The following is a 12,762-nucleotide window of genomic DNA, read 5'->3' as shown; positions in this document are numbered from 1 at the left end:
TAATTAAGGATTAAAATTTTAGCAAGGGGCGAAATTCTCCAAAATCTTTAAACGGCCCAATCAGCGCGCCCCGCAAAAAATCCGGCTGAAAAACCTCGCGCGCCACAGCCGAAATATCATTACTCCCCACTTCGTCTATCTTAGCAAATTTTTCTTCCGGCGTTAAAACTTCTTTACACAAAAGCTCCTGCCGGCCAAACCAGCTCGCCAGCGCGCTGGAATCCTCCAACGCCAAAATCGTCCGTCCTTTAAGATAATCTCTAGCGCGAACAAGTTCCGCGGCCGTCACTCCGGCGTTGAGAACTTTCCGCACCTCCGCCAGAATCAACGGAATCGCCTCTTTGATTCTGGATTTATCAAGCCCGGCCTGGATTTTGAAATGACCCGTATCTTCATAGGTCTCCGCGCCGGCGCTGATATAATAACAGAGGCCTTTCTTTTCGCGGATATTAATGAACAAGCGCGAGCTCATTGTCCCACCCAAAATAATTCCAAGTAAATTCAGGGCGTAAATTCTCGGGTCATCATGCGATAAAGCCGGCCACCCTAAAGCCAGATGAATCTGCTCAGTCTCTTTGTAAAAAATGGCCACATCCGGACCCGCGAAATTTTTTGGTGAAATTTTAAAATTCTCAAAAGTGGGCGTGACTTCACCGCCGGCCTTAATTTTGCCAAAATATTTTTCCGCTAACTTTCTGTCTCCCCCGCCGATATTGCCGGCCAGCGCCACCACCATATTTTCCGGAGAATAAAATTTATTTTTATAGCCCAGTATTTCCTCCCTCTTCAGCCGCTGGATATTTTCTTTGGGGCCCGAAATCAGCTGGCCAAGTTTGTTTCCGGCGTATAAATTCTTTTCAAATAGATCGTCCAGATATATCATCGGCGTATCTTCATACATATTAATTTCTTCAATAATCACGCCCCGTTCTTTTTCCAATTCCCCGGCGCTGAATTTTGACTGCCAGAGTATGTCAGAAAGAACGTCCAAGGCCACGCCGACTTTTTCTTTATTAGCTTTGATATAATAGCCCGTATGGTCTTTAGCGGTAAAAGCGTTATAATCCGCGCCGATGGAATCGAGGTCGCGGGAAATGGCCAACGTCGTCGGACGCTTCTTGGTGCCCTTAAACATCAGATGCTCTATGAAATGGGAAACGCCGTTCAACTCTCCGGATTCGTATCTTGAGCCAACACGAAAAAGAACCAGAGCGGTGACTGCTTTGGTTTCTTTTTGAGGGATAAAAATCAATTTTGCTCCATTGGGTAAAACTTTTTTCTCGTACATCTATTTTAACTTATCTTGAAAAATATTTACCAAGTCGGCAATATCAACTCTCTCTTGTTTCATACTGTCGCGCTCACGGATGGTCACCTTTTTATCTTCTAAACTTTCAAAATCAACCGTCACGCAATACGGCGTGCCAATTTCGTCCTGCCGGCGGTAGCGCTTGCCGATGGACTGGGTCTCATCATATTCGCACGTATAATTTTTACGCAGTTCGTTATAAATCTCGTGCGATAGTTTTGATAAATCCTCTTTTTTAGATAAAGGTAAAATGGCGATTTTAATGGGCGCAAGCCACGAGGGAAATTTCATTACCACGCGCGTATCCTCTTCCCCTTCGCCCGTTGGCGCGCTTTCTTCCTGATAAGCTTCCAGCAAAGAAACCAGCAACATGCGGTCCACGCCAAACGTCGGCTCAATCACGTGCGGCAATATCTTTTCCCCCGTTTCCGGGTCGGTATATTTTAAATCTTCCCCGGAAACTTCCTCGTGCCGGCGCAAATCAAAATCTGTGCGATAAGCGATACCATGCAGTTCCTTTACACCAAAAGGATATTTATACTCAATATCAACTGTGCGTTTAGAATAATGCGCCCGTTCTCCATCGGGGATTTCGTGCCAGATTAAATTATTCATATTAATCCGCATGACATCTCGCCACCAAATTTTGATGTCCTCTAACCACATTTCAAATTTCTTTTCCCAACCTTCCGGTCTGATAAAATATTCCAGCTCCGCGATTTCAAATTCGCGCGTGCGGAAAATAAAATTGCCGGGCGTAATTTCGTTGCGAAAATTCCTGCCGATTTGAGCAATGCCGAAAGGCAAACGCCGACGAGTGGTATTCAAAACATTTTTAAAATTAACGAACATCCCTTGCGCGTTTTCCGGCCGCAAATAAGCGACATTCGCTTGTTCCTCTGACGGACCGATAAAAGTCTTAAACATCAGATTAAATTGTTTAACATCAAATTTTCCTCTTAAATCACCTTCTCTACCTTTTGTTTCAATGCCAAGGTTTTTAGTTCCACAATTTTCACAAATCCAAAAAGCACCGAGTATATCTTCATCTGGACCAAGCTCATCTAATTCTGCTCGAGGCCCTTCGTACATAACTTTTATCTGATCCCAACGAAAACGTTTATGACATTTCTGATTTTTACATTCCACCAATGGGTCAGAAAACTCTTTCAAATGCCCACTCGCTTCCCAAACCTTAGGATTCATAATCAGAGCGGCGTCAATCCCCACCATATCTTCGCGTTCCTGCACAAAAAATTTCCACCATTTTTGCTTGATATTATTTTTCATCTCCACGCCATAAGGGCCGTAATCCCACGAATTGGCCAATCCGCCGTAAATCTCCGAGCCCGGGAAAACAAAACCGCGCCTCTTGCAAAGAGACACAATCTTTTCCATCTTTCCGTTTTGAGCGGAAACGGGAGCTTCTTCTTTTTTATTTTTTGCCATAATTTAAATCGTGGTGATTTCTTCTTCTTTCTTTTTGGTAATTTCTTCCACTTTTTTATTATAATCCCCGGTCACCTCATCTAGCTCCTTCTGCAAAGCGTATTTATCGTCCTCGGTAATTTCTTTGCTCTTTTCGGCGGCAATAATTTCTTCGCGAATTTTCTCGCGAACCGCCCTTAGCTTTATCTTCCCCTCTTCTATTTTTTTATTAAGCAATTTCAATAAATCCTTTCTCGTTTCCTCCGTCATCTGCGGGATATTTATTCTGACCACCCCCCCTTCATTTATCGGATTCAGCCCGCGACCGGAGTCCCTAATGGCTTTTTCAATATCTTTGCCAATATTTTTATCCCAGGGTTCAATGGTAATCGTTCTCGCTTCCGGCACGCCAATGCTGGCCAATTGTTTCAAGGGTGTCCTGACCCCATAGGCCTCAACCGAAATATCCTCCACCAGCGCGGCGTTGGCCCGGCCGGTTTGGATAGTGGAAACTTCCTTTTTTATAAATTCAAGGGCTTGGGCGAATTCCCCCTCGTGTTTTTGGATTAATTGATGCATAGTATTTAAAACTTATTTCTTTATTTTGGTAATTCCGAGATACAACATATTAGGGTTGGCGTAATTAACAAGTAACGCCGTCCCCGCGCCGGTGGTCGGCAACGCCTTGGTTGTCCAGGTCTTCCCGCCGTCCGCAGTGCGATAAAATGTTTTATCGGCCACATAATAAATTTCCGCGGAATTCTGCGGGTTAACTGACAAAGAATAAATAGTAGCCGTCCCCGGAGCAGTAATCAAGTTAATGGGTTGCCAGGCCTGCCATTCATTGCCCAGCGTAGTTTTTAATAGGCCGTATTTGGTGGCTAAAATTAAACTATTCTTTTGATAAACCATGTCGCGAAATTCCAAACCGCCGCCGTAGGTCCTTAAAATATCCTGCGATTCCTCCCAGCTCTCTCCGGCATTGGCGGTTTTATAAACACCATTCTTCTGGGTAGCCACAAAGACCACGCGCGTATCATTGGCTTGATTTATCAAAATTTTTTCCACCGAGCTTTTTAGCCGATTAATCGCTTTCCAGCTTTTGCCTCCGTCCAAACTTTTAAGAACATCCCCTTGCGATGAGCCGGCATAAACAATCTGCGTATTGAAAGAATCCAAATCCAAGGCGTTGATTTTATTGTCCGCGCGCGGGTCATCGTAAATAAGCTTCCAGGTGCGATTACAATCATCGGATTTGAAAATCTTATTATCTACCGCGGCATAAAGATTACATTTATCTTTATTGTCTACGGCAATTGAATTAATTGTTTTCCCGGAAAAAAATTTCACCAACTGCCAACTGTCTCCATTGTCGTAAGTATAGATAATACCCTGACCTTCGCTTAGAGCGTAAAGAGCGTTGCTGTCCGACGGATCAATTTCAAAATCTTTGATATTCACTCCGGCAATGGAAACATCTGCCACGCCCACGTGCGCCACCGACACTTTCTGCTGCCAATTATCGCCCTTGTCACCGCTTCTAAAAACGCCCAAATCATTCCCGGATTTTTTAAAACTGATGCAACCGGCGCCGGATAAAACAAAGATAGTTAAAACCGAGAAAAGTAAAAAAAATTTTTTACTGGACATACGGATAATGTTTAAAATTTATAGATTTAAAACAAAGTTTTCCAGGGCCAAACGGATATTCACGTTCCTTTCCAAATAATCCCTGGTTTTGTTAAGCTCTTCCATTAGTTCCACAATTTTCTCCAAAGAGTATCTTTGCGCTAGTTTTTGTAATTTTTCCTTGACATTCAAATTGGCGATAAAATCGAGAGAATCATTCTTGATATAGGCCATGTCCCTTAAAAGCGACGCCCAAATCCCGAGCGAACTGTCCAAATTTTTAACCAAAACATTTCTCTCTATCTTGCTATTGGCCAAATTATTTATGATTTCAAACCTTTCATAAATTTCGCCTTGAGACAAGAGAAAAAAGTCATTCACTCTCTTATTATGTTCTTCCAGCAAATCCCGTTGGCGGAATAAATCAAGAGCTAGGCCCGGCCGGCCAAAGGACAAGTGCGCCAAATTTTCCGCCTCCGCGCGTTGAGCGCCCAAGGATAAAAGATAATCAAAAATTTCTTTTTCTTTAACTGGTAAAAATTTTAAAATCTGACAACGCGACAGAATTGTTGCCGGCAAAAAATCAACTTTCTCGGCTATCAAAATAATAATCGTCTTGGCTGTCGGCTCTTCCAGCGTCTTTAAAAAACTGTTGGCCGAAGATTCATTCAATAAGTCCGCGCCATCAATTACCGCCACTTTATAACCGTTAGAAAAGGAGCCTAAACTTAATTTATTTTGTAACTCTCTCACCTGCTCAATGATGATGTCTTTTTTTTCTTCCAATTTAGAAAGATGATAAACGTCCGGATGGATTCCCTTGGCGATTTGCTGACATTGCCGGCACTTGCCACAGGGTTTCACGTTTTTATCCTCGCAAAATAACGAAGAGATAAATTCATAGGCCAGAATCTTGCGGCCAACTTTTTCCGGACCGGCAAAAAGGTAGGCGTGAGCTAAATTGTTTTTGGCAATGTTATTTTGTAAAAAATCGGCAATATTACGATTGCCAATCACCCTCCAGTTCCATTGTATCCCCTTCTGTATCATATAGAGAATTCTATCATAAAGCGGCGGATTTAACAATAAATTTACCCACAAATACATTAAAATCCTCCGCTTCGCCACTCCAATTTTCGGGATTGCTCAGTATATATTCACGAATATTATTTAATGATTTTTCGGTACGGATTACGTGCTCCCAATAATTGCGCTGCCATAATCTCCGATCGAATGGCGGCCAACCGCCTTGTTTAACATTTTTAATATATTCATTCGTCGTCATTGTTTTAAACCATTTTACAATATCATGTAGGGGCGAACCTACGTGTTCGCGATTGTGTAGGGGCGAACCTACGTGTTCGCGATTGTGTAGGGGCGAACCTACGTGTTCGCGATTGTGTAGGGGCGAACCTACGTGTTCGCCCTTTTTAAGATTAGAGCAGACACGCAGGTCTGCCCCTACAATCCCTATGGTTATATTTATTATTCCATGAAAATGGTTCGGCATTACAATAAATTTATCTAATTCAACGCGGAAAAATTTATTTTCTAATTCCAGCCACCATTTTTTAATCATTTCGCCAATACTATTTAATATCACCTCACCATTAACCACCTCGCCAAATAAACATTTACTACCTTGTACGCAAATCGTTACGAAATAATATCCCGATTCACTATAATCATAATTTTTTAAACGAATCGACTGGCGATTAAACTTTTTATCCCCTCCTGCCATAAAATAATTATTGCTTTAAAATTTTCATCGTTTCCTCCGCGCATTTTTTCCAAGAAAATAATTTCGCCCTTTCCAGGCCCTTTTCAATAAGCGTTCTTCTTAAATTTTCATCATTTACAACTTCCCCCATCTTCCGGCCAAATTCCTCAAAATTTTCCGGTTCTATTAAAATTCCTGCCCCGCCCGCAATCTCCGGCAAAGCCGCGCGGTTAGAACAAACTACCGGCGTGCCACAAGCCATGGCCTCTGTAATCGGGATTCCAAAACCTTCGTAAAAACTGGGAAAAATAAAAGCTGTAGCGCCATTATAAAAAGCTGGCAAATCCTGCTCCTCCACCCAACCGAGCTCTAAAATTTTATCTTTAACCGGAGAATGAAAAATTTCATCTTTTATTTTTTGATAACCAAAATATCCGGACCGACCGACCAATACTAATTTATAATCGCCAAACCTCTCATCTCGCATCAAAAGATTAAAAGCCCTTATCAGTCCCGCCACATTTTTCTTTTCTTCCAATCTGCCTAAAAACAAAAAGTATGGTTGACTGATATTGTATTTCTCTAATATGGAACTAGCTTCCTCTTTCGGCAATTTTTTATATAAATCAGAATTATATCCATTATAAACAACGGAAATTTTCTCCGGGTCGGCGCCGTAAATATCAATCATCTCTTGTTTCGAAAAATTGGAAACAGTAATAACGCGCTTGGCGTGTTTAATGGCAAAACGGGCGGAAAAACGATGGTAAGCTAATTCCTGAAAATTATAAATTTCAGGAAATCTCTCAAAACCAATGTCATGTAAAGTAGTAACGGTTCTTTTAGGATGAATCAACGGTATGGTGTGCGCAGGAACGAATAAAATATCCGGCTTGTCTTTTATCATTTCCCACGACAGGCGCCACTGCGTCCAAAATCGGCGCAAAGAAGATGTTAAAATTTTAGAACGCCAATTAGGCGGCAAATTTTCTAAACCGTCACACAGAGCTTCTTTAGAATATAAAATAAACTGATCCCCTTCGGAGTTCAGTTTCTTAAATTCTTGAATCAGATAGTAAGAATACCATTCGGTCCCGGTTTTTTCTTTTTTGTTGGCGCGCGAAGCGTCAATGCCGATGAGCATTATCTTGTCGCTAATATTGACCTTTTATATGATTCCAAATTTTCTAAAGCAACGCCTGTACCCTTGGCTACGCAAAGCAAGGCATCATCAGCCACATAGGCCGGCACTCCGGTCGCCTGCGACAATAAAATATCTATATTACGGAGCAGAGCTGTTCCACCGGTCAAAACCATCCCCTTTTCCATAACATCAGCAGATAGTTCGGGGGGTGTTTTATGAAGAACTTCCCGGCAAGCGGAAATTATTCCGTTTAACTCGTCTTGAATGGCTTCGGTGACATGGTCAGAGTTGATAATAATTGTTTTGGGAAGGCCAGAGACCATATCTCTCCCCTTGACTTCCATGGATAATTTATTTTCCAAGGGTGTGGCTGAACCGATTTTTATTTTTATATCTTCGGCCGTGCGTTCACCGATAGCCAAGCCGAATTTGCGGCGCACATACTCCAAAATGGCTTGGTCAAGTTTGTTGCCGCCGATGCGCACGGAATCAGAAGCGACAATCCCGCCCAAAGAAATCACCGCCATCTCCGCCGTTCCTCCGCCGATATCTATAATCATATGCCCGGAAGCACTGCCAATCGGAATATCCGCTCCAATAGCGGCCACAATCGGCTCTTTAATAATATAAGCGGCTTTGGCTCCGGCGGCGATAGTCGCGTCAATCACCGCGCGTCTTTCGGTGGAAGTGATGCCCGCCGGAACGGAAACCATTACTTCCGGCCGAAAAAGATGAACTCCGCCAAGCGCCTTATTAATAAAATATCGGAGCATGGCTTCCGTAGTTTTGTAATCTGCAATAACTCCGTCTTTCAACGGCCGAGAAGCGATAATAGTATCGGGAGTACGGCCAAGCATTTCTTTGGCTTCACTGCCGACAGCTAATATCTTTTTATCAACAACAGAAATAGCCACCACCGATGGCTCATTAATAATGATGCCTTTTTTAGGAATATAGACTAAAACATTGGTTGTCCCTAAATCTATTCCGATTTTTTTGATAAACATATTAATTAGAAATTGATGTTAAAACTGCACTAGGGATTCTCTGTCTTGCCGCAGGGTATAAATAAACTTTATCTGCTTATCGCTTTGCTGGCGGGAAGAATATCCGAGCGGCAGCCAGGACTTAATCTTTTTATCAAAATTAAGGTCTATTGTCAAACTGTGTCCTTCCGTGCCAGATTGTTTTTGAACAAAAAGTTTATACAGCCCCAGGTCGTATTTGGTTTTTACCCATTTGGGCAAACGATACTTCACGCTTAAACTCCTTGTCTCTCCGGGTTCTACGGCAACAAATGCTCCGAAATAAGTTTTCCCTAACTCTTCGCCAACATCGGCTTGCCCTGGTTTTCTTTCGGGATCTTTAACTTTATCATTCTCCATTGCGCCCCTAACTTCAATGAGCTCACTCCCCTGCGGCACATAAAAACGAGTATACGTGCGATAACGAGTTGTCTTCCAGCTAAAATTGCCATTATTGGTATAAGTGATTCCCGCTTCGGCAATCAAATCGTCTCCTTCTACGCTGACGGTATAATTTATTTTTCGAGCCATCACCTGGTCGGTTTTTAAGCTGGCCATATTGGAATCAATGACCGAGAGATAATCTCCGTCATATTTTACCAACGCCCCGCCCCAATTGTTCTCATCAACAAGCATCTGCAAATCCGCGCTATTATCATAAACCAAAACCTGCTTTTCGTTTAAATTCTTTTTCAGGATATCCAGGGCCTCAGGCCACCGCGAGGATGGTAATTCAAATAAACGTTTTTTGAGTTCCACCGCCAGTTTGCCTACGATTTCCTTGCGTTGGATATCCGGTACCCCCTGCTCGTAATAACCCTTTTCTACCTGATATTCCAGGGCCTCCACTAAATTTTCAGCGTCAAAAATTTGCCCGTCAATTTTAATCTGTCCAACCAACTTTAAAAGGTCTCGAATAAGATTGGGCGTAATGGCAATCACTCCGTCAATTTTCGGCTCCACCGTCGCTTTCCAGATATCATCTTCTCCCTTATTAAGATGCGACTGAATTTCTTGATTATAAAACCACTCTGCCTGACGGGCGCTGGTGGGAAAATCCGGCGACCAATTGGAATCGCGCAAGAACCAGCCGTTCTGGCCCAATAAATATTTTTTAAGCGGTTCGGGCGGATTAACTTTCAAAGTATTGATTACCGAAAAATCCAATTTATAAATATTGTCCGTGGCAAAAGTGACCAAATCCCCGCTGTCTAATTTGACAATGCCAAAAGTTCCGATAAATCCGCCGGTGGGACGAATTTCGTGGTTATTTTGCAGAAGAAATAAATATGTCTTGGGATATGGATATCCCAAAACCTGCGGTAAAATTTCCGAAGCCGGAATGGCTTTACTGATTGTTTCCTGCAACGCCGGAAGTTTATCGCGCAACGGTTCAATCGCTTTTTTAAACGGATAAAAAATTTCATCTTCCGGTATCTGGTTAAAGGAAAGCATCGCCAAGTCTATCTTGGCTTTGGCGCCCTGAAGCTGCGGTGAGGACTCAAATAAAGTTTTTAAAATTCTTTTTTTCTGTTCTTTGGAAATTTTGTCAAAAGACAAATCGCCCTCGCCAAAATCAGTCTGCCCGCTCAATATTGAAGCCATCTCAACGGTTTTAAAAATATCCTTCGCAACCAAAACGATTTCCTTAACGGCCGAGGTGGTTTCTATGCCGGTGAGCAGAAGATTGTCCAGGGCGGAAACTTGTTTCCCGATAATCGGCAATTTTTTAAAAAGATAAAACTTTGCAAATTTTTCCCGGGCCGCAGATAAGTCGCTTTCCGCTTTTATTAAAAAAATTTCGGCATTTTCCAAATCTAATCTCCCGGCGTAATCCTCGGCCTGCTCCAAATTATTTCTCCCCTCTTTGGCTAAAGCATAGATATCCCGCGCCGTGCCGATAAAGGGGTAAATAAAAAATCCTCCGGCGATGATTATAATCACGACTGCTAAAAAAAACGCTTTAACAATTTGAAAAAACTTTCTGCGCCGGCGCTGCCAAGGAAAAATCAAATGGCGTCTTAAAAAATCTCCTTTAATTTCCATAGATTTGGGGAGTATCGCTATTTTTATATTTTCTCAAATACTTAATCCAATCTTTAATATGAATGCGGGTAAGGGGGTTAAACACAGAGGCCAAACCCTTGTTTTCCGCCGACTCGCGGCGATGATAATGAACCATCGGCGCTTCCGCCACGTAATAAACCTTATAACCGTTTTCCCAAAACCGGCGGCACCAGTCAACGTCAGCAAAATAGACAAAGAACCTTTCATCCATCAAACCAACTTTCTTCATCGCCTCTCGCCTCACCATAATGGCGCTGCTCATCACCCATTCTACGGGGCAGCTGCGATCATGGCAAAAGTCTGCCATAACATAACGACTTATATCCGCTTTAGCAAAAGACCAACGTCCCAAAAAAGTGCGGCGGAAAAGCGGCGTGAGTTTTGAGGGAAAACGCAAACAGGACTGTTGCGGCGTTTTGTCGGGATTTAATAATTTAGCCCCGGCCAAACCAATATCCGGCGTCTTTTCCAAAAAGTCATACAGATTCTTTACCCCTCCTTCAAGCGGAGCAATGTCGGTATTTAAAAGTAAAATGTATTTGCCTTGCGCTTCTTTTATTCCTAAATTATTTCCTTTGGCGTGGCCTAAATTCACCGGCGCTTCAATCAACTTAACATTGGGAAAATTTTCCTTAATCATTTCCGCCGAACCGTCGCCCGAGGCGTTATCCACTACTATTATCTCATAATTTAGCCCATGGTTAAACATCTCTATCCCGCGGATACAGGTCTTTAAAAATCCTCTGGTTTTATAATTTAGAATTACTATGGAGAGGTCCATAATTTAATGACAATTTTCGGTTAAATACAATATATTACTCTGTATCTCTTTTATATCATTAAAAAAACTTTCATAATATTGGTCTGAGGCGAGGTCAGCATTCTTTTTTTGATTAGTATTCCACCCCGACCCCATTAATAAATTGTATATAAAATGGATGGAATCATTAATTTTATTAGCCCCCTCCATTTTAGAAAGAGTAACCAAAAACTTGTACTGACATTTATCTGACATATTATCGGTAATACGACTAGAATTATTAAATAATATGTCGGTATGAAAATAATTATTATATAACAATTTTGTCTGATTATTAAGAATATAATTTGCAATTGACAAATTATACTGAAAGACATTTCTTATGATGCCCACTTCTCGTGTAAAATAATTGTAGCTACTAAAAGAATAAGTTAAAAATATCAAAATAACTGATGATATTGTCAATATTGATATGGCCAAGTTTTCTCTCACATATCGTTTGCAATTCTTATTAATAAATAAAAAAATAAAAACTATCACCAGTAAAATTGTTAATATAAATATAAACTTATCAATTCTATAAATAAAATAAAAAAATGGTGCCATCACATACCAAAAAAATGACCCAATTAGAAATAGCACTGCCAGGGGAAAAAATATCTTACTTATTTTTAGCATATTTCGAAAATATTAATCTTCTCTTTTCTAAAGAGTTTGGCAATTGCCTAAAGAATTCGGGAATCGCTTTGAGAGTCGGCCATTCAAAAAATAAAATATATAAAAACTTTTTTAATTCGTACCAAAATATAAAAGGAAAATTTTTCAAAAAGTCGCCCCACCGCTCATTTTTTACTAAAGTCAAAAGGTGATTTTTGTAAGAATAATAATTAACTAATTTTGACTTTTCTTTTCTATTTTTAATAATATTAATTGCGCCAACTTTTTCACCACCCGCGGCACCGCGATAGTGATAAGCAACTGCTTTTGGTACCAACTCCGCCCCCCAACCCCTATTCTTCAACCGCCAAGCCAAATCAACATCTTCTTTATACATAAAATAATCTTTATCAAAATACTCTCCTTCAGCCAACCTAACCCCTTGTAGGGCGTTTAGACGGTAAAGCGCTAAGGCTCCGGAAATTCCAAAAACCTCTTTTTGACCATCAAATTGGCTATTATCAATTTCTCCGGCCCCACGGTCAACGGTTCGGCGAGAACGGAACATTTTTAAACCAGTAGAATCAATTATATCGGTTTTAACTATATTTTTCAAGTCCTCGCCAAATTCAAAGCGCTTCAACTTCGGGCCAACACTACCCAACTTCTCTCCTCCCTCCATCGCCTCCACCAATTTACCCAAACAATCTAGCTCCATCACAATATCAGGATTCATCACTAAAACATATTCAAATCCTTCTCCCATATTTCTTAGCCCATATTCTATATTTCTATTATGCGCCACATATCCTTCGTTTCTACCGTTCCTGATTAATTCCGCCTCTGGATAATTTTTCAAAACAAAATCCGCTGTCCCGTCAGAAGAATCGTTGTCTAAAACAACTAACTGAAAATTATTATACGTCTGGCTATAAATAGCGGGTAAACAAAAGGGTAGAAATTTTTTACTATTCCAGGTTACTAAACTTATTAATATTTTTGGACTAATTGACATATATTTAA

11 protein-coding genes are annotated in these 12,762 nt (G+C 41.2%); all 11 read right to left on the bottom strand.

The features are described from left to right. Positions 1-10: 10 nt before the first annotated feature. Positions 11-1,288, bottom strand: a complete 1,278-nt coding sequence (locus PHG22_01165; GenBank protein MDD5490389.1) for a pitrilysin family protein — start codon at positions 1,286-1,288, stop codon at positions 11-13. Continuing rightward, positions 1,289-2,758, bottom strand: coding sequence for a glycine--tRNA ligase (locus PHG22_01160; protein MDD5490388.1), 1,470 nt, complete (start codon positions 2,756-2,758; stop codon positions 1,289-1,291). It abuts the gene before it with no gap. Between the two features lie 3 nt (positions 2,759-2,761). Further along, positions 2,762-3,316 (bottom strand): ribosome recycling factor, encoded by a 555-nt coding sequence (frr, locus tag PHG22_01155; GenBank protein MDD5490387.1) that lies wholly within the window; start codon positions 3,314-3,316, stop codon positions 2,762-2,764. A 12-nt stretch (positions 3,317-3,328) separates the two neighbouring features. Then, positions 3,329-4,387: a YCF48-related protein gene (locus PHG22_01150; GenBank protein MDD5490386.1), complete on the bottom strand. Its 1,059-nt coding sequence runs from the start codon at positions 4,385-4,387 to the stop codon at positions 3,329-3,331. Positions 4,388-4,405: 18 nt separating this feature from the next. Then, a complete protein-coding gene (gene holB / locus PHG22_01145) occupies positions 4,406-5,473 on the bottom strand; it encodes a DNA polymerase III subunit delta' (protein ID MDD5490385.1) in 1,068 nt (355 codons plus the stop codon). Next, positions 5,430-6,107 (bottom strand): hypothetical protein, encoded by a 678-nt coding sequence (locus PHG22_01140; GenBank protein MDD5490384.1) that lies wholly within the window; start codon positions 6,105-6,107, stop codon positions 5,430-5,432. Before PHG22_01140 ends, holB begins: the two co-directional genes overlap by 44 nt. Positions 6,108-6,114: 7 nt before the next feature. Continuing rightward, positions 6,115-7,230: a glycosyltransferase family 1 protein gene (locus PHG22_01135; protein MDD5490383.1), complete on the bottom strand. Its 1,116-nt coding sequence runs from the start codon at positions 7,228-7,230 to the stop codon at positions 6,115-6,117. Continuing rightward, positions 7,230-8,237 carry a rod shape-determining protein gene (locus tag PHG22_01130; protein ID MDD5490382.1) on the bottom strand — a complete coding sequence of 336 codons (1,008 nt, stop codon included), beginning with the start codon at positions 8,235-8,237 and terminating at the stop codon, positions 7,230-7,232. Before PHG22_01130 ends, PHG22_01135 begins: the two co-directional genes overlap by 1 nt. Before the next feature lie 18 nt (positions 8,238-8,255). Next, positions 8,256-10,301, bottom strand: coding sequence for a DUF4012 domain-containing protein (locus tag PHG22_01125; protein MDD5490381.1), 2,046 nt, complete (start codon positions 10,299-10,301; stop codon positions 8,256-8,258). Then, the gene (locus PHG22_01120; protein MDD5490380.1) at positions 10,291-11,103 is read right to left on the bottom strand and encodes a glycosyltransferase family 2 protein; all 813 of its coding nucleotides are present in this window, start codon (positions 11,101-11,103) and stop codon (positions 10,291-10,293) included. The genes PHG22_01125 and PHG22_01120 overlap by 11 nt, the downstream gene beginning before the upstream one ends. A 640-nt stretch (positions 11,104-11,743) precedes the next feature. Beyond that, a complete protein-coding gene (locus tag PHG22_01115; protein MDD5490379.1) occupies positions 11,744-12,754 on the bottom strand; it encodes a glycosyltransferase family 2 protein in 1,011 nt (336 codons plus the stop codon). Positions 12,755-12,762: the final 8 nt, after the last annotated feature.

It is taken from the genome of Patescibacteria group bacterium (assembly GCA_028716045.1).
GTDB lineage: Bacteria > Patescibacteriota > Patescibacteriia > JAQUQO01 > JAQUQO01 > JAQUQO01.
The sequence above is the reverse complement of the archived record's forward strand: the minus strand, read 5'-3'. Positions and strand labels throughout refer to the sequence as shown.

Excerpts from the sequence above, each read along its gene's own strand:
- PHG22_01160 (MDD5490388.1), bottom strand. The coding sequence starts at position 2,758 with ATGGCAAAAAATAAAAAAGAAGAAGCTCCCGTTTCCGCTCAAAACGGA.
- PHG22_01165 (MDD5490389.1), bottom strand. The coding sequence starts at position 1,288 with ATGTACGAGAAAAAAGTTTTACCCAATGGAGCAAAATTGATTTTTATC.
- PHG22_01130 (MDD5490382.1), bottom strand. The coding sequence starts at position 8,237 with ATGTTTATCAAAAAAATCGGAATAGATTTAGGGACAACCAATGTTTTA.
- PHG22_01135 (MDD5490383.1), bottom strand. The coding sequence starts at position 7,230 with ATGCTCATCGGCATTGACGCTTCGCGCGCCAACAAAAAAGAAAAAACC.
- PHG22_01140 (MDD5490384.1), bottom strand. The coding sequence starts at position 6,107 with ATGGCAGGAGGGGATAAAAAGTTTAATCGCCAGTCGATTCGTTTAAAA.
- frr (MDD5490387.1), bottom strand. The coding sequence starts at position 3,316 with ATGCATCAATTAATCCAAAAACACGAGGGGGAATTCGCCCAAGCCCTT.
- PHG22_01150 (MDD5490386.1), bottom strand. The coding sequence starts at position 4,387 with ATGTCCAGTAAAAAATTTTTTTTACTTTTCTCGGTTTTAACTATCTTT.
- holB (MDD5490385.1), bottom strand. The coding sequence starts at position 5,473 with ATGTATTTGTGGGTAAATTTATTGTTAAATCCGCCGCTTTATGATAGA.
- PHG22_01120 (MDD5490380.1), bottom strand. The coding sequence starts at position 11,103 with ATGGACCTCTCCATAGTAATTCTAAATTATAAAACCAGAGGATTTTTA.
- PHG22_01125 (MDD5490381.1), bottom strand. The coding sequence starts at position 10,301 with ATGGAAATTAAAGGAGATTTTTTAAGACGCCATTTGATTTTTCCTTGG.
- PHG22_01115 (MDD5490379.1), bottom strand. The coding sequence starts at position 12,754 with ATGTCAATTAGTCCAAAAATATTAATAAGTTTAGTAACCTGGAATAGT.